Raw genomic sequence first — 20,928 nt, 5'->3', positions numbered from 1 at the left:
TTGCTATACTTATTGAAATGGAATTTTAAGCCGAAACTTCGATATCCAAAAGGAACCCATAAAAAACAACAGACTATGTCTAAAACAGCCATTATTTTAGGAGCTACAGGTTTAACAGGAAGCCATCTGTTGCAATTGCTGTTGGATGACGAACGGTATGCACGGATTATTGTTTTTGGAAGAAAAACCTGCGGTGTTGGTCACTCAAAGTTAACAGAACACATCGTAAATGTATTGCATCTTGAAAATCAACAAGAGCTATTTCAGGCAGATGAAGTGTTTTGCTGCATAGGAACAACTAAAGCCAAAACACCAAATAAGGACATTTATACCAAGATTGATTATGGAATTCCTACAGCTGCTGCAAAATTGTGTAAAGAGAATGGTATAGAGACATTTATGGTGATTTCTGCTCTGGGAGCCAAAAAGAAAAGCAAAATATTTTATAATAGAGTGAAAGGTAAGATGGAAGAAGCGGTTTTGAGCTTCAATATCAAAAACACCTATATTTTGCAACCCTCTTTGATTAGCGGTGAACGAGACGAAAAACGAATTGGCGAATCCATAATGAAATTTTTGATGTCAATGTTAAAGCCGTTACTTCGATTTGGTGATTTGGAAAGGTATCGTCCTATTCATCCCAAAACCATTGCCAAGTGTATGGTTTGGTTGGGAAATAACGAATACCAACCAGGACGTGTAGAGTCAAAAATTATTCAAGAGATAACAGATGATATATGATTGAGATAGAAAGAAAATTTTTAGTGACATCGGATGATTTTAAAGAAGAGGCACAATCTGAAACAAGGATTGTTCAAGGCTTTTTGAATTCTGATAAAGAACGAACAGTTCGTGTAAGGATTAAAGACAATCAAGGTTTCTTGACTGTAAAAGGTGCATCAAATGATGGCGGTTTGTCTCGTTTTGAATGGGAAAAGGACATTTCAAAAGAAGAAGCTGATTCACTATTGAAGCTATGTGAAGAAGGCATCATTGACAAAATAAGATATAATGTTCAAGTTGAAAATCATCTGTTTGAAGTGGACGAATTTCTTGGTGAGAATGAGGGTTTGGTTGTCGCAGAAGTGGAATTGAATCACGTATCAGAAATTTTTAAAAAGCCAAACTGGTTAGGTAGAGAAGTCACGGGATTATCAAAGTACTATAACTCTCAATTAAGCAAAAACCCTTTTAAATACTGGAAATTATGAAAACAATGTTCGCCATATTTTTTAGCTTGATCCTTTTTGTTTCTTGCAAAGAACAAAATCAGGAACAAACTATCGAAAAAGAGTCAGTGGTTATTGAAAAAATATCAGAAAAATCAATTACGGATATTAAGGAAGGTCTGACTTCAAAAGGGTACAAAATCTTTGATTATGTAGATGAAAAAACAAAAGACACCATCTTGATGCAACAGTATTTCATAGCTTTCTTAAAGAGGGGAACCAATCGTTCACAAAACAAAGCAGAATCAGATAGTTTGCAAAACCTACATTTAGCACATTTAGGAAAGATGTATGAATTGGGTTATGCTGATATTTCCGGTCCATTTGGAGACGATGGCGATATTAGAGGCATCACCATTTATAACGTGCCAACCATCGAAATGGCAGACAGCCTGGCCAATGCTGACCCAATGGTAAAAGCGGGTAGATTGACCATTGAAATCCATCCTTGGTGGGCAGCTAAAGGGTTTCCTTTGAGATAAAAAAAAAGCCACTTGTAAAAAGTGGCTTCAAATAATATTTTTTTTGAGGATTATTGTTCTTCTGAAAAAGACTCCACAGTTTTCATATCTTTCACAGAATACATTTCGCCAGTTTTCTTCACCACTGCTTCCAATGATTGTGGTGTTACTTTAGCATCATCATATTCCACCATCGCCAGTTGTTTGTCAAAATCCACTTTTGCAGACTTAACGCCATCCATATTGGCAATTTTTCTTTCAATAGTTTTTGCACAACCCATAGCACAAGTCATTCCTTCGATGCTAAATTCAGCTTTGGCGTAATGTGCATTTGGATCCAAAGTATTTTCGTTCAAAGCTACTTCGGTATCAACCGTTTTAACTTCAGGCTGTTTGTCATTTTTACAGGCAAGCGTAAAAATTGAAACGATTGCAACAAGTGCTATATTTTTTACTGTGTTCATATCTATTATAAATTGCGTTGAGCACAAATCTAATAAATATTGAAACTTAATGACTATACTTTAACGATTTTTAAGATTGATGGATGAAGGCAAAAAAAAATCCGAAGCATTAAATCTTCGGATTTTTATGATTGTATGTGAAATCAATTATTTAAAATCAGCTTCGGTCACGCCTTCGTTAACTTTTACATTGGTAATGTTCAAATTAACGACTTGTGGTCCAGCTTTGATAGATTGGCTATAAGGGAATTTTAAACCACTCACATCAGAATAGTTATCATAATCAACTACTGTGGTAATTGATTGTCCTTGAGCTTCTTCAGTAGATTCAACTTTCACTAATAGATTCGATTTGGCATCATAATATCTAAAAGAATCTTTACCATCTTTAGAAACCTTAACTTTATAAGCGTCGCTACCATCAATCGTGGTAACGCTTTCCAAGCTGATATTTCCAGCTTCGTAATAAAGCTCTGGGAAAATTGACTTTTTAACTTTTGCTTCCGCAATTTCTTCAGCAGTCAATTCTTTACGCATACCTTGCTGTTCCTGGTATCCTGTTGTGCCATCGAATTTTTGCTTCATCAACGTACCCATTCCTTCAGCAGTCATTTCCATAGACTCCATATTAGGCGCCATAGCTTTTAATTCAGCTTTCAAAGGAATTGGCACGCCTTCAATTGTAACATTGGCAGTGCTGTGAACACTTTTTACAGTTTTGGCTTTGTCTTTTCCTCCAATAGCTGTCAAGTAATTGTCAATTACAGTTTGAGCAGTCAATCCTTCTGGGAGTGGTTTTGAGAACACAGGTTTATCAACAGGATTTGCATATTTATCAAAATACATAATTGGAATTCCCGTTTTTTCCAAGTTTTCAATCACATCACTTCCTTTACCAACTACAACAATACGTGAGTTTTCAGTTTTGAAATATTTGTTTGCTACACGCATAACATCATCAGCAGTTACTGCATTGATTTTTTGAAGGTATGTTGAATAGAAATCTTTAGGTAAATCATTCAATTTGATATTCAATGCATAACGTGCAATGGTTTGTGGACTTTCAAGAGCCAATACAAAATCTCCTACATATTTAGCTTTTGCATTTGCTAAATCTTCAGCCTTTACAGGTTCTGTTTTGATTCTGTTGATTTCTTTCAGAATATTCACAACCGAACTATCCGTCACCATATTTCTTACTGCAGTACTTGCAGAAAATTGTCCAACATACTTGTCGGCATCAATTCCTGAACGAGCTCCATATGTATAACCATGCTCCTCACGAAGGTTCATGTTCAAATAACTGTTAAAACCGCCACCTAAAATTTTATTGGCAATCAACACAGCGTGATAATCAGGATTGTTCATTTTCAAATCAACATTATGCTTTAAGCTAATGTTAGATTGAACGGCGTTTGGCATATCCACAAAATTGATTTGCGTGTATTGAGCATTTGCTTTTGCTGCAGGAACAGTGGTTTCTACAACAACCGATTTTTTCCACACACCAAAACGTTTTTCGATTTCAGATTTAACATCCTTGAAATTCACATCACCTACAACAACCAAATAAGCGTTGTTTGGATTGAATTGTTTTTGATAAAAGGCGTAAACATCTCCATAATTGATGTTGTTTACAGTTTCTTGAGTTGTAAATTCACCGTAAGGATGATTAGTACCATAAGAAAGCGCATCGCCTACACGTCCTGCAGCTGCATCAACGCTTTTTTCTTCTGATTTTAGGTTTTCAAGAAGCTTATCTTTTTCTTTTTGAAATTCTTCTTCAACCAAAAGAGGATTCATTGCGGCATCAGCCATCAATTCTAAAATTCTATTTGAATATTTAGTAAGTGAAGCAGCGTAACCTCCAGATGAACCAAAATTGATGGTTGCTCCTAGAAAATCAACCTCTTCATTGAATTTGTCTTTTGGGATCGATTTGGTTCCATTCCCCATCATACCAGCAAGTATACTTGAGACACCATGTTTGTCGCCATCAAGGGTAGGCTTGTTGTCGATATTAAGACTGAATGAAACTCTAGGGAGCTTATGGTTTTCCACTACAAGAACTTTCATGCCATTTTTAAGAGTGAATTCTTGTGGAGATTTTAAATCAATTTTTGGAGCTGGTCCGGGTTTTGGCGCTTGCGAACGGTCTATCTGTGCCTGTGCACCGAAAGCCAAAAAACAAACCATTAAAAATGCTGATATATAAGTTTTCATAATTTTCATTGTTTTTTATTATTTATCATCCTTTTTTGGTAAGTATTCCAAAACCAAGCGCTGGTTCGGATTTAAGTATTTTTTTGCAGCCGCTTGAATTTCTTCTCTAGTAATAGAACGATAAATGTCTATTTCATTATTGATGAGGTTCACATCATCATAAAGCATATAATAAGTTGCCAGAGAGCCGGCAATACCTGCAATGCTGGAATTTGAATTCACAAATTGGTTCTCAAATTGATTTTGAAGTTTTTGATAATCTCTTTCGGAAATTAATTCTGTTTGTATTTTTACAACCTCTTCATCCATTTCAGACAACAATGTTTCTAACTTAACATCTCCCAAAGGAAGCGCAAATAGAGCGTAGGTACCATAATCCTCTTGGCTGATGTTTACGGCTTGTACTGCAAGTGCCATTTTTTTCTCATCAACTAATTTCTTGTAAAGTACAGAGCTTTTTCCACCACTTAAATAGCTAGAGATCATATTCAAAATATATGAATCTCTACTTTTTTGAGAAGGGGTTCTGTAGGCTGCGATAATTGCAGGAATTTGAATATTGGGATCATAAGCTGTGGCTTTCAAAGTCTCAGTGATAGGTTCTTCGCGCTCAAGATCTCTCCCTACTTCAGCACCTCTAGGAATTGGACCAAAATAATCTTTAATCATTTTTTTGACTTCAGATTTATTGATGTCTCCTGCAACGACTAAAACCGCATTGTTAGGCACATAGAATTTTTTGTTAAATGCCTGGAACTCTTCAAGAGTAGCAGCATCTAAATGATCCATAGAGCCAATCGTAGCCCAACGATAAGGGTGTTTGAAGAACAAATTCTTTTTAATTTCAGCCAAAAGATTTCCGTAAGGCTGATTGTCAACTCTTAATCTTTTTTCTTCTTTTACCACCTCATTTTGAGTATCCACACCTATTTGGTTGATGATGGGATGCATCAATCGTTCCGATTCCATCCATAGTCCCAATTCCACTGCATTGGAAGGGAACACTTCATAGTAATAAGTTCTGTCATCTGTTGTGTTGGCATTGTTACTGCCGCCATTTGAAGATACTATGTTGAACCATTCACCACGTTTAATGTTTTCGGTTCCTTCGAATAAAAGATGTTCAAAAAAATGGGCAAAACCAGTTCTTTCAGGGTTTTCATCTTTAGCACCTACATGGTACATTACTGAAGTGATCACTACTGGAGCGGTATTGTCCTGATGCAAAATGACATGCATACCGTTGTCAAGATCATACTCTTCGAATTCAACTTTTTGAGCATTGGTCATAAAACCAAAAAGCATCAAAGAAGCTAAAGAAAATAAGCCTTTTTTCATTGTGAGTTTGTTTTAAATATTAGTTTGTATGTAATGTAAGTCTATGATTAGACTAGAATGTTACATTATTCGCACAAAAGTATAAAATCATAAGATAGATTTTTAGGTTTTAATTGTGAAAAGAGTATTAAAATTTGTTGGAATCATTAATTTTTTACGAACTTTATGGAAAACCATCTAAAAATTATGCCATGAAAAAAATGATTCTTCCTATACGATATGCTTTGGCATTGAGCGGTTGTTTGATCGCATATTTCCTATTACTTGCTTTAATGGGTTTGCATACAAATCCTGTTTTCAGTTTTGTAAATGCTGCAATTTCAGCATTTGGAATTTACGCAGCCATAAAATCATATAAGTTGGAACAAGGAAATGAATTTGATTACTCAAAAGGTTTTACAGTTGGAATTTTGACAGGCTTTATTTCCACATTGATATTTACCATTTTTTTCGCATTTTATGCTACAGAGTTAGATAAAGATTTTCTGCCAGCACTTCTTGAGACTGTAGACAGAGAATACGATGATAGTATTGGTATTATATCTTTTGTGGTCGCAATAATGGGATTCGCTACGAGTGTGGTTATCACTCTCACGTGTATGCAACTTTTCAAAAAGAGCCATAATGTTGGTCAACAAGAAAATCTGTTAGAGCATAATAGAGAAGATGATCTCGCCAGTTGATTTGTTCTGCTTTAATAACATTTATTTTAATAAAACTCACCTCGACCTTATTTAAATTGACCGGTGCCGACAAAAAACGTTTGTAGATTAATAATTTAGGTGTATATTTGCACCCATTTTATAATAATTAATTTAAACTTAAACGTTACGCTATGTACGCAATTGTAGAGATAGCAGGGCAACAATTCAAAGTTGAAAAAGACCAGAAAGTGTTTGTTCACCGTTTAGCAACAGAAGAAGGTAAGAAAGTTTCTTTCGATAACGTTCTTTTGATTGGTGATGGCAAGAATATTACTTTAGGCGCCCCAGCTATAGACGGAGCTCAAGTAGGAGCAAAAGTCTTAAGTCACCTTAAAGGTGATAAAGTGATCGTTTTCAAAAAGAAAAGACGTAAAGGTTACCGTATAAAAAACGGACACCGTCAAGCTCTTACTGAAATCGTAATTGAAAGCATTGTAGCTTCAGGAGCAACAAAAGCTGAAAAAACAGAAAAAGCGAAACCAGCTAAAGCTGAAAAAGCTGCTCCAGCAAAAGAAACCAAAAAAGCTGAAGCGAAACCTGCAACTAAATCTAAAAAAGAAGAGGTTGAGGTAAGTGAAAACCTAATCACTCGTGCAGAGCACCGCGCAGAAGATGCACACATCGAAATCAACATCGATAAAATTCTTCATAGCATTGGTACTGCAACTAAAGCTGAAGCTGATGATTTGAAAGAAATCAACGGAATTGGCCCTGCTTACGAGAAAAAATTGAACGAAGTAGGTATTTATACATACGAACAAATCAGCAAACTTAAAGCAGCTGATAGAGATGAACTTTCTGCTATTGACGGTATCACACGTGAGAAAATCGAAGCTGAAGAGTGGGTGAAACAAGCGAAAGCTTTGTTGAAAGATAAAAAATAACAATATAAAACCTTAAGACAATGGCTCATAAAAAAGGAGTTGGTAGTTCTAAAAACGGTAGAGAATCAGAATCAAAACGTCTTGGCGTAAAGATTTTTGGTGGTCAAGCTGCTGTGGCTGGAAACATCATCGTAAGACAAAGAGGTAATACACACCATCCAGGTGAAAATGTATATTCTTCAAAAGACCATACATTACATGCCCAGGTTGACGGCATCGTAAAATTTGAAAAGAAAAAAGACAACAAGTCTTATGTGTCAGTGGAGCCGTTTGAGGCTTAATTAGAGACTTTCTTTAAAAGTTTAAAAACCCTTTCTAAATAGAGAGGGTTTTTTATTACACAATATCCATCTTCTTCAACAAAAAGCTTGCATTCATATTGCTGCAAACACCTTTCTTGAATTGGTAGTCAAAATGAAGTTCATCATTGATGATTTCTGCATCGAAATAATAGTTTTTAACTTCTTGCAACTCATTTTCAATCTCACATAAGCTCAAATCGTGCGTTGCAATGATTCCTGTAGCTTTTAAGGCGACCAGCTTTTCAACAAACTTTTTAGAGCCAATCGCTTTGTCTGTGCTATTGGTTCCTTTTAAGATTTCATCCAAGACAATAAAATAGGACTCTTCTTGAATGGCGTCTACAATAAACTTTAAACGTGTTAATTCCGAAAAGAAATACGAACTCTCATCAGTTAAAGAATCGCTTGTGCGCATACTCGTTATGAGCTTTACGGGATGATAATTGCTTGAAGCCGCACAAACAGGCAATCCAACATTTGCCATCACGATATGTATTGAAACGGTTCTTAAAAATGTACTTTTTCCAGCCATATTCGCTCCTGTGATGATGAAAAATTGCTCATTCTCTATAAGTAAATCATTGTCGATTCGTTTTTCTTCTTTCAACAAAGGATGTCCCAATTGTTCAGCATTGATGACATTAAGTGAATCGGTGATTTTTGGATACACATAATTTGGATGATTGAATGCATAGTTGCCAAAACTGTTGTAGGCATCAAAGAAGGAAACCACTTCAAACCAGTCATTAATTTTGTCTTTATATGTCGCAATCCAACGTTCGATTTTATAACTGTTTTTCAAGTCAACCAAAAAGTAGCCATTGCCGAAAATTGCGGAAATCATATTGTTCCTATTGTCTAAAGCATCCAAGTATTTGGAAAGCTTTTTAAATATGTCAGATGCTTTTTCAGTTTCGTTTCGAATGAAATCTTGTTTTTTAAGTAACAATTCGGAATGGAATGTTTCATTTTCAATTTGATTCAATAGTAAAGCATATTGTTTGAAGGTATCCTTAACTTTTTGAGTATTCGACGATAAAACATTGATTTTTTTTAGATAGCGACCAGTAATCATTAGCCCCAAAAGCAACCAATAACCCACAAATTCGATATCAATCACCTTAAAAATAAAGAGCGCAAAAACTGCGAACGTACCTATAGAAAAGGCAATAGGTAGCCACTGAATGTTTCTGGGTAAAAATGATTTGTGGTTTTTTAGCCAGCCGATGATTTGTATAGCAGGAGTGTCAACTTCAATCAAACTGGCATTTGCTGAATATAATTGTCGCCAGTCTGGTTTTGACGCCAACTCCTTAATGGCTTTTTGGCGTAACTCAACATCGTTGGTGTCGTTCGCTTTCAATGCTTCTGCCAACAAGGCGGTTCCTTCATTTATAGACGTTCTGTTGATAAATTGAAAGAATGAACCTCTTCCGAATAAATCAATATCCAAAGCATAAAAATGGTTTGGGTCTTGAAATTCCAAACCTTTTGGTCTGGAGTAATAATGTCCGTTAAGAATTTCTAACTCTGTTTTATTAATGTTTTCTAAAGCTGATTTCAGCTGTTTTTCACTTTTGACATCTGAATATCGAGACAATAAATAAATGAAAATACCTGCACCTATGATTCCAATAATTGTTGGGGCGAGCCAATGGTTTATGAAAAAATAAATTCCTAAAGCCGTGAGCAAAAAAATGAGGAGACGCAAAGAGCTCAACATCGTCATCTGCTTTGAGAGTTTTTCGGCTTCAGATTTGTATTTTTCTTGATTCTGTTTATAAAATGAGAATGGTGTATCCATCGTTTAAATTTGAAATATAAAGAAACAAAAAATCCCAAGCGTTCACTTGGGATTTAAGATTTTATTAGAGGATTTTAGCCTTTTAAACTTGCTGCCAAATATTCTCTGTTCATTCGAGCGATATTTTCAAGGGAAATACCTTTAGGACATTCCACCTCGCAGGCACCAGTATTTGTACAGTTACCAAAACCTTCTTCGTCCATTTGTTTTACCATATTCAAGACGCGTTCTGTAGCTTCAACTTTACCTTGTGGCAAGAGCGCAAATTGTGAAACTTTAGCACCAACAAATAACATCGCTGAAGAGTTTTTACAGCTTGCCACGCAAGCGCCACAACCAATACACGTTGCTGCTTCAAATGCTTCGTCAGCATCGTGTTTATTGACTGGAATATTATTGGCATCAACTGGACGTCCAGAAGTATTTACTGAAATAAATCCACCAGCGTGTTGAATACGGTCGAAGGAACTTCTATCGACCACCAAATCCTTAATGACAGGGAATGCAGTTGCCCTAAATGGTTCTATAAAAATGGTATCACCATCCTTGAACATTCGCATATGCAATTGGCAAGTGGTTACGCCTCTATCAGGTCCGTGTGCTTCACCATTGATATATAAAGAACACATACCACAAATACCTTCGCGACAGTCGTGGTCAAAGGCTACAGGGTCTTCACCTTTGTTGATTAAATCTTCGTTTAAAACGTCTAGCATTTCAAGGAAAGACATATCAGGAGAAACGTCGCTAATCTTGTAATCAACAAGTTTTCCTTTATCGTTGGCGTTTTTTTGGCGCCATATTTTTAACGTTAAATTCATAGCTTTCCTATTCTTATTTATAACTTCTTTGTTTCAACTCAATATCTTTAAATTCCAATTCTTCTTTATGAAGAACAGCATCACTTGGTTCGCCTTTGTATTCCCAAGCAGCCACATAAGCGAAATTTTCATCATCTCGTTTTGCTTCACCTTTTTGAGGGCCGTCTTCTTCAACGGATTCTTCTCTAAAGTGTCCTCCGCAAGATTCTTCTCTATGTAAAGCATCTTTTGCAAACAATTCGCCCAATTCCAGAAAATCAGCCACTCTTCCGGCTTTTGCCAATTCTTCATTGAACTCTTCATTGGTTCCTGGAACTTTCACATCTTTCCAGAACTCTTCGCGCAAGGCTTTAATTTCAGAAATGGCTTCTTTCAAACCTTGTGTATTTCGAGACATTCCAACTTTGTTCCACATAATTTTTCCTAATTTCTTATGGAAATAATCTACAGAATGTGTTCCGTTATTATTGATGAAACGGTTGATGCGTTCTCTCACATTGTTCTCTGCCTCATCAAATTCCGGAGAATCCGTTGGAATTTTACCAGTTCTAATATCTTTTGATAGATAGTCACCAATAGTGTAAGGCAATACAAAGTATCCATCAGCCAAACCTTGCATCAGAGCTGAAGCACCCAGACGGTTGGCTCCGTGGTCAGAGAAGTTGGCTTCTCCTATGCAATACAAACCAGGAACGGTTGTCATTAAATTATAATCTACCCAAACACCACCCATTGTGTAGTGTACCGCAGGATAAATCATCATTGGCGTTTCATATGGGTCTTGGTCTACAATTTTTTCATACATCTGGAAAAGGTTTCCGTATTTTTCCTTGATGACTTCTTGACCTAATTTTTTAACCAAAGCTTTATCGTTTACGTCCAAATGCTTAATGGTAGCCTGAACTTTTCCGTAGCGCTCGATGGCTGAAGCGAAATCTAGATAAACCGCTTCACCAGTTTTGTTAACACCGTAACCAGCATCGCAACGTTCTTTGGCCGCACGAGATGCCACGTCACGAGGCACAAGGTTACCAAAAGCTGGATAACGTCGCTCTAAATAGTAATCTCTATCTTCTTCAGCGATTTGTGTAGGTTTTAGTTTTCCCTCACGAATGGCTTCAACATCTTCCATTTTCTTCGGTACCCAAATACGTCCGTCATTACGAAGTGACTCTGACATCAATGTTAATTTTGATTGATGGTCGCCAGAAACAGGAATACAAGTTGGGTGAATTTGCGTATAGCAAGGATTTGCAAAGTAAGCACCACGTTTGTGGGCTTTCCAAGCAGCTGTTACGTTACTTCCCATAGCATTGGTAGACAAAAAGAAAACGTTACCATAACCACCAGTTCCAAGCACTACGGCATGTGCCGAATGACGCTCAATTTCGCCAGTGATAAGATTTCGTGTAATGATGCCGCGCGCTTTTCCTCCAACTACTACAACATCCAACATTTCGTGTCGGTTGTACATTTTGATTTTACCGCGACCAATTTGACGGTTCATTGCAGAATAAGCACCCAGCAACAATTGCTGTCCAGTTTGTCCTGCAGCATAGAATGTTCTGGAAACCAAAACACCACCAAACGAACGGTTGTCCAACAAACCTCCATATTCACGAGCAAAAGGAACACCTTGCATTACACATTGATCAATAATGTTACCTGACACTTCTGCCAAACGATAGACATTGGCCTCACGTGAACGGTAATCGCCACCTTTTACAGTATCATAAAACAAACGATAGATGGAATCTCCATCGCCTTGATAATTTTTTGCAGCATTTATACCACCTTGAGCAGCGATTGAGTGCGCACGACGTGGCGAATCCTGAAAACAAAATGCTTTTACGTTATAACCCAACTCTGCCAAAGTTGCAGCAGCAGAACCTCCTGCCAAACCAGTTCCTACAACAATGACGTCAATCAATCGCTTGTTTGCTGGGTTAACGAGGTCTATGTGGTTTTTATAATTGGTCCATTTGTCTGCAATAGGACCGGAAGGTATTTTAGAATCTAAAGCCATTTTAGATGTGATTTTAATGGTTGAAATGGTGATAAAGTGCTATGAAAACAAATCCTAATGGTATCAGGATGGCATAAGCTTTACCAAATCCTTTTAATCCTTTTGTATACTTATTATTGGCTCCAACTGATTGAAATGCCGAGTTAAAACCGTGTAGCAAGTGCAGGGATAGAAATACAAAAGCTAGGCAGTATGCCGCAACCCTTAATGGATTTTCAAATTTATGATGTAATTCTTCGTAATAACGAAAATTACCATCTGGTAATAAACCTGTCATATCCCCTTGAAAATATTTTGTGCTAATTTCTGGAATCCAAAAATCAATAAAATGGAGCACCAAAAAAGCCAGTATGGTGAGACCGCTCCAAATCATATTTCGGCTCATCCATGTGGAGTTGGCGCCACCATTGTTTTTGACATAACTGATTTTTCTGGCATTTCGATTGCGAATTTCAAGTACAAACCCCATTATGAAATGAAAAATCACACCAAAAATAAGTACGGGCTGAAAAATATATTGCACAACCCAAAATGTACCCATAAAGTGGGAGGCACTATTAAACGCCTCTTCACTAAACACAGAAAGGATGTTGATTGCAAAATGTTGTAATAAGAAAATCATTAGGAAGAATGCCGAAAGTGCCATGGCAAACTTTCTTCCAATCGAAGAATTAAAAATTCCGCTCATCTGTTGAAGTTAATTTATATCTCACAAAGATACACCTCAAACATTTGAAAGCCAAAAAATAGCTTCAATAATGAATATTTAGAATGATTTTAATTTACATAAACAATGTATTAATTTCCCACTAAAGGAATCAGACCTCGAAGTCCCATATCGACCACTTGCTCTCCAGCTCCAGGTTCATACTGCCCGTCAAAATTTACTTCCGTCCATTCAAAACTATCGTTTATTGAAAATGAAAGTGTTACGACCACATCTTGAGTTTCATTGCCGGTAATTGTCAATCCGTTTTCAAATTGTCCCGTTACAACACAAGAACCTTGAGGTATGGGAGATGAATTGAACAATGGATTTGGAACTGTAGTAGCACCTGCGGGAGCTTGGCCTTGCGCTGTGAAACCAAGGGCTTCAAACGCCCAGAATCCTTGGAGCCTGTTTGCATTCACCTCAATCGCGCTTCCATTCAAATCAAAAGAAGTAATGTAAGTGTTATAACCAACAAAACTAGCCAATGTGCCAGTATACGAATTGCCATCTGTAGCTTTAAAATTTATATCACCTTCTTGATAAGCCAAGGACACTCGGACCCATTCATAGTTGCCATTGGCAACCTCACTTAACGGAATGGTTAAAAAAGTTTCATTGTTACCAGCAAACATTGCGTTTTGAAAATTGATAGCATTGCCACCGCCCGCAGTGGTTTCATCCCCTGAAAAGATAATTTCCCCTTCACCCAACAACGTTGTAGCACTTGGCGCAAACTCAATATAATTGGCACTCATCTGCCTTACAGTAGGTGATTGAGCAGCGTTACTTGATGGAATGGTCGAAGGTTGGCCAAGGTTGTTGAGTCTGGCCTGATTAGGATTAAACTTTAATTTGATAATCAGTTGTGGTGATTCAGTAGGAGGATTGTTGTTATCATCGCTTGAGCATGAAAACAATAAGAGAGCAACAACGACGAAAGATAGTTTTAAAGGTTTCATAATGATTTGGAGTTTAACAGTATAACTTCGAAAACCGAAAATTATTATTTTATCTCAAGTTTTGTTTTTTGGTCATCAATTTGAATAGTGTAGACACCTTTTGGCAAATAGTACAATCCATTACCCGATTTGTTGATTTCGACGCTAGTGTTTTCTTTTTCAAGCGCTTTTTTTCCTGATTCGGTTATTGACAAATCGTAAGATGAGGTGTTAAAACCTTTGTCGGCCTCAACTTTTAACTCGTTGAGAAGCGTATTCTTTTCTGAAAGAATTTTGATAGTCTTTTGACCTGAACCATTCGAATAATATTGAATTGAAACAGATGGTGTATAGACCTCTGACCAAGAATTGAAAGAACTGCCCCAACGATTTGAAAAACGTACACTTTCCACAGGAAACAACGTAATTGCAGACTTCATCACTTCTGAAGTCATTTTTTGCAAATTTTCGATATTGGTTTTATAGATGCTTCTGCCATGTGTTCCCAAAAGTAGATCATTGGCTTCCGGCTGAATGACGATATCATGGAAGGCCACATTCGGAAGTCCTTTGCTGAATACCTCCCAAGACGCTCCTCTATCGAACGACACATAAGCACCATTGTCTGTGCCAACAAACAATAAGTTCTCATTTTTTGGATCTTCTTTAATGACGTTTACAGGTGAAGTGGGAATACCACTTGCTATGCTTTTCCAGGTTTGTCCATAATCTTCACTTGCATATAAATACACCGAAAAATCATCCCATCGGTATCCATTGAGTGCAGCATAGACTCTTTCTTTTTTATGTTTGGACGCAATCACTCTGCTCACCCATAGATCTTTTGGTAAAGTTGATGAAACATTTTTCCAAGCGCCTCCAGCATCTTTTGTAACATAAATCAGTCCATCATCACTTCCAGTATAAATCAATCCGAATTGAAAAGGTGATTCGCTAATGGTCGTGAGCGTGCCATAGGCTACATTTCCTTTTTTCCCGCCATTAGTTAAATCATCGCTAATGGCTGTAAAATCGGTTCCTTGGTTCATAGAACGCATTAATTTATTTCCACCTAAATATAAAATATCCTGATTATGAGGTGATAACAGAATAGGTGTTTGCCAATTGAATCGATATGGATTTTCACCTAATTCGTGCTTCGGTTGAATATAAGTAGTTTCGTCGGTTTCACGATTGATCCTGAAGTAATTACCAAACTGAAACCCTGTGTAAACTATGTTTGAATTTCGACTGTCTATCTGAACCTGCATACCATCACCACCCATAATCGCTTCCCATGGATATTGACCGCTTTGATGCCAACCAACATCTTCCGAAGCATTATGAGGACCAACCCAAACCCCATTGTCTTGAAGTCCTCCGTAGACGTTATAAGGCTTTTCATTGTCAACATTAATAGCATAAAATTGTCCAACAGAAGGCGAATTGTTTTTGATCCAATGTTCACCATCATCATATGTGATATTCACACCACCATCATTTCCATTGATTAAATGATTTGGGTTTTCAGGATTTATCCATAGGGTATGATGATCGGCATGAACATTGTCGGCATCCATAGAGGAAAACGTTTTACCGCCATCTTTTGACTTTAAAATAGGCACACCATACACATAAATATGCTCCGCGTTTTTAGGAGAGACATAAATATGTCCAAAATAGTAACCATAACTGTAATATAAGCCATCCAAATAACCGTCATGGGTTTTCTTCCAAGTAGTTCCGCCGTCAATACTCTTGTAAACTTCCGCGCCTATCACTGGAGTGTCAAACAACATCGAATTGGCATCTTCAAGATATTTTGCTAAATCTACTGGCTTTACATTTCCACTTCTCACCATTTGTTTGACGTTATCAGCACGATATTTTTCCTGAAAATCATTCGTTTTTAAAAAATCATTCAATCTTTTATCATCCAATTTCAAAAAAGTTTCCATAGACATTGTTTTGAAATCATCTTTTGTCAAAACATTTGAATCACTCTTTTTTTGTTCTTCTGGTCTTCTAAATTGGTTATCATGAATAGCATAGATAGTCTCATCATCATAAATTGCCAAACCGATTCTCCCAACGCCATTTCCTGTTGGAAAACCACTCTTTTCAGTTGAGACCTTGGTCCAGGTTTGTCCAGCATCAAAGCTTTTGTAGATGGCTGAATTGTCTCCATTTCCATCAAAATTCCACGCCTTTCTATCTTTTGTCCATGAGGAGGCAAACATGATGCTAAAATTGTCTGGAGAATGTTGAAGGTCAATAATGCCACTCATCGTGTCGGCAAACAGCGTTTGGATCCAAGTTTTTCCACCATCTACGGTTTTATAAATTCCACGTTGATTGTTAGGCGAATATAAATGTCCAGTGACACCTACTACGACTTCATCTGGATTATTAGGGTTTATAAGAATACGACCAATATGGTGGGAATCAGTAAGCCCTACATTTTCCCAAGTTTTGCCATTGTCTGAAGATTTCAAGATTCCAATGCCGGCATAGCTAGAACGGGATGAATTATTTTCTCCAGTTCCAACCCAAATGGTTTTGTTTTTCCAGTCGACGGCAATGTCTCCAATATTCTGTGTATCTGAATTGTCGAGTATTGGAGTAAAGGATGTACCATTGTTTGTTGTATGCCACAAACCACCAGATGCATAGGCCACATAAAATTCCGTGGGATTTTCAGGATTGACAGCCAAATCAGTCACACGACCACTCATTACAGTTGGGCCAATATTTTTGAACTCCACATTTTTAACGAGAGAGTTTTGAGTCATTGTCTGCTTCTGTTTTAAAGAATTTTCAACGGTTGAAGCTGGTGTTGGTGGTTGTTGCGAGTAGCAATAGAATGATAGGACCAAAAAAGTAAAAACTATTAATTTTGAAATCTTCATGAGCATGGTTTTTTACATTCTGAAAATTAGCAATTATGCAGGTGCAAACAAAATTTTGAATAAAGTTCTAAACAAAAAAAGAGCGCTGTTTGGCGCTCTTTTTTATTTTCAGAAGTAATTATTCAATTACTATTTTCTTTGTTAGTACTTTTCCTTCGATATCAATGTTTACCAAATAAACACCATTTGATAATTCACTGACATTTAACGAGTGAAGGCTGTTTGAGTTTTCTAATCTCGAAACTTTCACAACTCTCCCCGTTATATCATACATTTCAATTTTGTCTATTGAGACATGATAATCATTTCTGATGAAAATTTCATTTTTAGCAGGGTTTGGATAAATCGATACAAGGTTTTGAAGCTCTGATTCATTAATTCCTAATGAACAACTATGATCCGTCATAAGGCCTCTAAAACAAACTGGAGTCGTTGTGCTTCTGTCTTGTACATCGTTACCCCCCAAGATATCATTTGTAGATAACACTCTATTGCTCACGCCGCTTCCTACAGCGTAATGCATAATAGCGTTGGGGTCAATTACATGAGCTAATTGATGTCCATGGCCTAATTCATGCACTGCCACGGTTTCAAAATCGATCTGTGATGAAGTTGGAGCTCCAGGTCCATATTGCCAATTGGTGCCACTATCAAAAACAATATCAAGTTCTGAAATATACCATTCGGTTCCGCCAGAACATCCGCTAAAATATGAGGTGTTTCTTCCTAAAACCCCAGCAGGGAGTTCAGTAGAATTATCAAATCGAATGATATTTGTGTTGTCCAATGCAATAGTGTTGATAGTTGTAAAAGAAGGGTCTAGATCCCAATTAATGCCAGTTTCACATCGCCAAGTATCAAAAGCTCTAGTAAAAGATTGATTGGCATCATTGTTCAGAAAAAAGGTTACATTCATTGACCAAGTATAGCCGCCGTTTCCATTGTCGTCAACATGTTGTGTTGGATATGCGATATCACTTGAAGTTGTCACGTTTATTTCAGAATAAGGAATTACAACAGGGTTGCCAGAGTTATTAAATCCTCCGCCGGAATTGACTACTCTAAAAGTGCCCGTGCCAGCTCTGCTAGGCACTTCAACCAGTATTTGGGTGTCGGACCAACTAATTATTTGAGAGTCTAATGACGTAAAATATGTTGATCCTCCACTGTTGGCATCTCTAAACAATACATTACCCATAGTGGCTCCAAAACCAGCTCCATTAATTGTCAAAATTGATCTGGTCCCTCCAGTTATCGAACTTGGACTGAAATCTGTAATGACCAAACCACCCAATCGATTAAATGAGTGATTCCTAATATGGTTATCAATATCGAATGAACTCATTACAATAAAATCCGATTGGGTTTGACTTGTCACCTTTGGATAGAAATTATCACCGATACCATCAACACTTAAATAGGGATTCGAAACGCGATTTTCTTGTAGATCATATTTGTAGAATCCTTGAATGGCACTGTAAGATTCAAATTTATTTGAAAATGTGATGTCATCATAAAAACGAACATTGGAATCATGAAGCATAAAAACTCCTATGTCTCCAACTGCCAGTTCCAAACTTAAAGTGGTTATTTGGGCAGTCATATCAACCACACCTCCTTCTGTAATAATTTGGAGTGTTGTAAGGGCTTGGCCTTTAAACACTTTATATACTTCCACGATATTCACAGTGTAAATATTTTGGTGATTAAGATCCCAAAACGAGTTTTTTGAGATAACTTTACCTTCGACAATTTGGTTAGAATTAGAAACTTGATTGCTCAACGGGATCTCATACATCATTTCTTGGGCAGAGCAGAAGATAAGACCAACAAACAATGAGCAAAGGGTTGTAAATAATTTCTTTTTAAATGTAATCTTTCGCATTTTGTATGTTTTATTCAATTTTTTGAGGTTGTAAAATAAACGATAAATGACGATGAAACCAAACAATTTAAAGTTATTACCTTTATAAACTCAATTATCTCATAAAATATTGTGAAATTTAGAATTTCAAATTAGAATGTCAAAAAGATATAAAATGAAATATCATCCAATCAAGAACCAGCTTTTCATAAAAAACCGCAAAAATTTCACCGCTCAAATGAAGCCTAATAGTATTGCGTTTTTCAACTCCAATGACATTTATCCGATTAGTGCAGACAGTACGATGCCTTTTCAGCAACATAGAGATATTTTCTATTTAAGTGGTGTTGACCAGGAAGAAAGTATTTTGGTACTGTTTCCTGATTGTCCAAAAGAAAAGCATCGTGAAATATTATTTCTGAAGGAAACAAATGACCATATTGCTGTGTGGGAAGGTGAAAAGCTGACCAAAGAGGCTGCTTTTGAAACTTCAGGTATCAAGACTGTTTATTGGTTGAAAGATATGGAAAAAATCATATTTGAATTAATGACTCAATGTGATACTGTCTATATTAATACCAATGAGCATTATCGCGCCAATGTAGAAACCGAAACGCGGGAAGATCGTTTTACAAAATGGTTGAATGATAAATATCCAGCGCATAGTGTCGCCAAAAGCAATCCTATTCTTCAAAGGTTACGTTCCGTAAAAGATAAAATTGAGTTGGATTTGATGCAGCAAGCCTGTGATATCACTGAAAAAGGTTTTAGAAGATTGCTCAATTATGTAAAACCAGGTGTTTGGGAATATGAAATAGAGGCAGAATTGATGCACGAGTTTTTGCGTAATCGTTCAAAAGGATTTGCGTACACACCAATTGTAGCTTCTGGCAATAATGCCAATGTGCTCCATTATATCCAAAACAATCAGCAATGTAAAAAAGGAGACTTAATCTTGTTAGATGTGGGAGCGGAATACGCCAATTATTCAAGCGATATGACAAGAACAATTCCTGTTTCCGGAACATTTACCAAACGTCAAAAGGAGGTTTATAATGCCGTAAACAGAGTGAAAGATGAAGCTACAAAAATGTTGGTTCCAGGAACACTTTGGGCTGATTACCACATTGAAGTAGGTAAGCTTATGACTTCGGAATTGTTAAATTTAAAATTACTTGACAAGGCAGATGTGAAAAACGAAGACAAGGATTGGCCTGCCTATAAAAAATATTTTATGCATGGTACAAGTCACAATATAGGGTTGGATACTCACGATTATGGGATTTTAACGGAACCTATGCAAGCAAATATGGTATTTACTGTAGAACCTGGTATTTATATTCCGGAGGAAGGTTTTGGAATCCGATTGGAAGATGATGTGGTGATTCAAAAGAAGGGCGAACCTTTTAATTTGATGAGAAATATTCCGATTGAAGCAGAAGAGATTGAAAGTTTGATGAACAAAAAATGACACTCAATTTTAAGGAAACGGAGATACATTTCGAGGATTACGGCTTCGGTAAAGCTGTTGTATTACTCCATGGCTTTCTTGAAAATTCTACAATGTGGGATAATTTCATTCCAATATTTTCAAAAAAAAATAGAATTATTACCATTGACTTGTTGGGCCACGGTCAAACAGGTTGCATAGGTTACGTGCATTCAATGGAATTAATGGCGGAATGTGTTAATCGAGTTCTCGAGCATCTTGAGATTGATGAAGCACTTTTAATTGGCCATTCTATGGGTGGATATGTGGCATTGGCGTTCGCTGAACTCTATCCCGAAAAAATAAATGGTCTCTGTTTGATGAATTCTACGGCTGCAGCAGATTCGGAAGAACGAAAGTTAAATAGAGATAGGGCTATTAAGGCTGTAAAGCAAAATCCAGGGACTTTTATCAGTATGTCTGTTGCAAACCTATTCGCTGAAGATAACCGAAAGAAGTTTTCAAAAAAAATTGATGAGGTTAAGAAAGAAGCGTTAAAAATGCCTGTGCAAGGAGTGGTGGCGGCTCTTGAAGGCATGAAAGAACGTAAGGATAGAAGCGGACTGTTTTCTACGGTATCATATAAAAAAATGATTGTTATAGGAGAAAAGGATCCTGTTTTGGACTATAAAACTGTGATTGATCAAATGTCGTCAAACACTATCGAAATAGTACAGTTTTCCGATGGACATATGAGCCATATTGAAAATAAAAAAGAATTATCTTACAAATTAATTCATTTCATCGAAAAATAATTCCA

At 36.8% G+C, this 20,928-nt stretch carries 18 protein-coding genes; 8 read left to right on the top strand and 10 right to left on the bottom strand.

All coding sequences use genetic code 11. The features are described from left to right. Positions 1-75: 75 nt before the first annotated feature. From M0G43_RS02265 to M0G43_RS02255, 3 genes are read left to right on the top strand one after another with little or no spacing between them, the layout of a single operon-like run. Positions 76-741: an NAD-dependent epimerase/dehydratase family protein gene (locus M0G43_RS02265; RefSeq protein WP_248023201.1), complete on the top strand. Its 666-nt coding sequence runs from the start codon at positions 76-78 to the stop codon at positions 739-741. Beyond that, entirely contained in the window at positions 738-1,211 is a 474-nt protein-coding gene (locus tag M0G43_RS02260; RefSeq protein WP_248023200.1) for a CYTH domain-containing protein, read from the top strand. Before M0G43_RS02265 ends, M0G43_RS02260 begins: the two co-directional genes overlap by 4 nt. Next, on the top strand, positions 1,208-1,711 hold the full coding sequence (locus M0G43_RS02255) for a YciI family protein (protein WP_248023199.1): 504 nt from the start codon (positions 1,208-1,210) through the stop codon (positions 1,709-1,711). Before M0G43_RS02260 ends, M0G43_RS02255 begins: the two co-directional genes overlap by 4 nt. A gap of 50 nt (positions 1,712-1,761) precedes the next feature. On the opposite strand, the gene M0G43_RS02250 is transcribed toward M0G43_RS02255, so the two are convergent. From M0G43_RS02250 to M0G43_RS02240, 3 genes are all read right to left on the bottom strand, one after another. Then, the gene (locus M0G43_RS02250; RefSeq protein ID WP_248023198.1) at positions 1,762-2,154 is read right to left on the bottom strand and encodes a heavy-metal-associated domain-containing protein; all 393 of its coding nucleotides are present in this window, start codon (positions 2,152-2,154) and stop codon (positions 1,762-1,764) included. Between the two features lie 147 nt (positions 2,155-2,301). Beyond that, positions 2,302-4,377, bottom strand: coding sequence for a M16 family metallopeptidase (locus tag M0G43_RS02245; protein ID WP_248023197.1), 2,076 nt, complete (start codon positions 4,375-4,377; stop codon positions 2,302-2,304). An 18-nt stretch (positions 4,378-4,395) separates the two neighbouring features. Then, positions 4,396-5,715 (bottom strand): M16 family metallopeptidase, encoded by a 1,320-nt coding sequence (locus M0G43_RS02240; RefSeq protein ID WP_248023196.1) that lies wholly within the window; start codon positions 5,713-5,715, stop codon positions 4,396-4,398. 137 nt (positions 5,716-5,852) lie between these two features. Here M0G43_RS02240 and M0G43_RS02235 point away from each other — a divergent pair, with 137 nt between their 5' ends. From M0G43_RS02235 to rpmA, 3 genes are all read left to right on the top strand, one after another. Continuing rightward, positions 5,853-6,398, top strand: a complete 546-nt coding sequence (locus tag M0G43_RS02235; RefSeq protein WP_317231407.1) for a DUF4199 domain-containing protein — start codon at positions 5,853-5,855, stop codon at positions 6,396-6,398. A 152-nt stretch (positions 6,399-6,550) separates the two neighbouring features. Beyond that, a complete protein-coding gene (gene rplU / locus M0G43_RS02230; RefSeq protein ID WP_248023195.1) occupies positions 6,551-7,303 on the top strand; it encodes a 50S ribosomal protein L21 in 753 nt (250 codons plus the stop codon). Between the two features lie 20 nt (positions 7,304-7,323). Next, the gene (rpmA, locus tag M0G43_RS02225) at positions 7,324-7,584 is read left to right on the top strand and encodes a 50S ribosomal protein L27 (protein WP_248023194.1); all 261 of its coding nucleotides are present in this window, start codon (positions 7,324-7,326) and stop codon (positions 7,582-7,584) included. 55 nt (positions 7,585-7,639) lie between these two features. Here the strand turns inward: rpmA and M0G43_RS02220 are convergent, their stop codons facing one another. From M0G43_RS02220 to M0G43_RS02190, 7 genes are all read right to left on the bottom strand, one after another. Continuing rightward, complete coding sequence (locus M0G43_RS02220) at positions 7,640-9,409, bottom strand: MutS-related protein (protein WP_248023193.1); 1,770 nt, start codon at positions 9,407-9,409, stop codon at positions 7,640-7,642. A gap of 74 nt (positions 9,410-9,483) precedes the next feature. After that, positions 9,484-10,230, bottom strand: coding sequence for a succinate dehydrogenase/fumarate reductase iron-sulfur subunit (locus M0G43_RS02215; protein WP_248023191.1), 747 nt, complete (start codon positions 10,228-10,230; stop codon positions 9,484-9,486). A gap of 13 nt (positions 10,231-10,243) precedes the next feature. Further along, complete coding sequence (locus M0G43_RS02210; RefSeq protein ID WP_248023190.1) at positions 10,244-12,256, bottom strand: fumarate reductase/succinate dehydrogenase flavoprotein subunit; 2,013 nt, start codon at positions 12,254-12,256, stop codon at positions 10,244-10,246. A gap of 13 nt (positions 12,257-12,269) precedes the next feature. Next, a complete protein-coding gene (locus M0G43_RS02205; protein WP_248023186.1) occupies positions 12,270-12,944 on the bottom strand; it encodes a succinate dehydrogenase cytochrome b subunit in 675 nt (224 codons plus the stop codon). Positions 12,945-13,054: 110 nt separating this feature from the next. Then, the gene (locus M0G43_RS02200) at positions 13,055-13,927 is read right to left on the bottom strand and encodes a hypothetical protein (RefSeq protein WP_248023184.1); all 873 of its coding nucleotides are present in this window, start codon (positions 13,925-13,927) and stop codon (positions 13,055-13,057) included. Positions 13,928-13,971: 44 nt separating this feature from the next. Continuing rightward, entirely contained in the window at positions 13,972-16,815 is a 2,844-nt protein-coding gene (locus M0G43_RS02195) for a VPS10 domain-containing protein (protein ID WP_248023181.1), read from the bottom strand. 118 nt (positions 16,816-16,933) lie between these two features. Next, positions 16,934-18,700 (bottom strand): T9SS type A sorting domain-containing protein, encoded by a 1,767-nt coding sequence (locus M0G43_RS02190; RefSeq protein ID WP_248023180.1) that lies wholly within the window; start codon positions 18,698-18,700, stop codon positions 16,934-16,936. A gap of 154 nt (positions 18,701-18,854) precedes the next feature. On the opposite strand from M0G43_RS02190, the gene M0G43_RS02185 reads away from it, so the two are divergent. Beyond that, positions 18,855-20,150, top strand: coding sequence for an aminopeptidase P family protein (locus tag M0G43_RS02185; protein ID WP_248023177.1), 1,296 nt, complete (start codon positions 18,855-18,857; stop codon positions 20,148-20,150). Continuing rightward, positions 20,147-20,923: an alpha/beta fold hydrolase gene (locus M0G43_RS02180; protein ID WP_248023176.1), complete on the top strand. Its 777-nt coding sequence runs from the start codon at positions 20,147-20,149 to the stop codon at positions 20,921-20,923. Before M0G43_RS02185 ends, M0G43_RS02180 begins: the two co-directional genes overlap by 4 nt. Positions 20,924-20,928 lie beyond the last annotated feature (5 nt).

Source organism: Subsaxibacter sp. CAU 1640, from assembly GCF_023156585.1.
Lineage (GTDB): Bacteria > Bacteroidota > Bacteroidia > Flavobacteriales > Flavobacteriaceae > JBPOFM01.
Note: the sequence above shows the minus strand (reverse complement) of the source record. Positions and strands in the feature narration are given on the sequence as shown.

Coding starts and splice junctions, on each gene's coding strand:
- rplU (WP_248023195.1), top strand. CDS start 6,551: ATGTACGCAATTGTAGAGATAGCAGGGCAACAATTCAAAGTTGAAAAA.
- rpmA (WP_248023194.1), top strand. CDS start 7,324: ATGGCTCATAAAAAAGGAGTTGGTAGTTCTAAAAACGGTAGAGAATCA.
- M0G43_RS02205 (WP_248023186.1), bottom strand. CDS start 12,944: ATGAGCGGAATTTTTAATTCTTCGATTGGAAGAAAGTTTGCCATGGCA.
- M0G43_RS02265 (WP_248023201.1), top strand. CDS start 76: ATGTCTAAAACAGCCATTATTTTAGGAGCTACAGGTTTAACAGGAAGC.
- M0G43_RS02220 (WP_248023193.1), bottom strand. CDS start 9,409: ATGGATACACCATTCTCATTTTATAAACAGAATCAAGAAAAATACAAA.
- M0G43_RS02245 (WP_248023197.1), bottom strand. CDS start 4,377: ATGAAAACTTATATATCAGCATTTTTAATGGTTTGTTTTTTGGCTTTC.
- M0G43_RS02195 (WP_248023181.1), bottom strand. CDS start 16,815: ATGAAGATTTCAAAATTAATAGTTTTTACTTTTTTGGTCCTATCATTC.
- M0G43_RS02200 (WP_248023184.1), bottom strand. CDS start 13,927: ATGAAACCTTTAAAACTATCTTTCGTCGTTGTTGCTCTCTTATTGTTT.
- M0G43_RS02250 (WP_248023198.1), bottom strand. CDS start 2,154: ATGAACACAGTAAAAAATATAGCACTTGTTGCAATCGTTTCAATTTTT.
- M0G43_RS02215 (WP_248023191.1), bottom strand. CDS start 10,230: ATGAATTTAACGTTAAAAATATGGCGCCAAAAAAACGCCAACGATAAA.
- M0G43_RS02260 (WP_248023200.1), top strand. CDS start 738: ATGATTGAGATAGAAAGAAAATTTTTAGTGACATCGGATGATTTTAAA.
- M0G43_RS02180 (WP_248023176.1), top strand. CDS start 20,147: ATGACACTCAATTTTAAGGAAACGGAGATACATTTCGAGGATTACGGC.
- M0G43_RS02210 (WP_248023190.1), bottom strand. CDS start 12,256: ATGGCTTTAGATTCTAAAATACCTTCCGGTCCTATTGCAGACAAATGG.
- M0G43_RS02255 (WP_248023199.1), top strand. CDS start 1,208: ATGAAAACAATGTTCGCCATATTTTTTAGCTTGATCCTTTTTGTTTCT.
- M0G43_RS02185 (WP_248023177.1), top strand. CDS start 18,855: ATGAAATATCATCCAATCAAGAACCAGCTTTTCATAAAAAACCGCAAA.
- M0G43_RS02240 (WP_248023196.1), bottom strand. CDS start 5,715: ATGAAAAAAGGCTTATTTTCTTTAGCTTCTTTGATGCTTTTTGGTTTT.
- M0G43_RS02190 (WP_248023180.1), bottom strand. CDS start 18,700: ATGCGAAAGATTACATTTAAAAAGAAATTATTTACAACCCTTTGCTCA.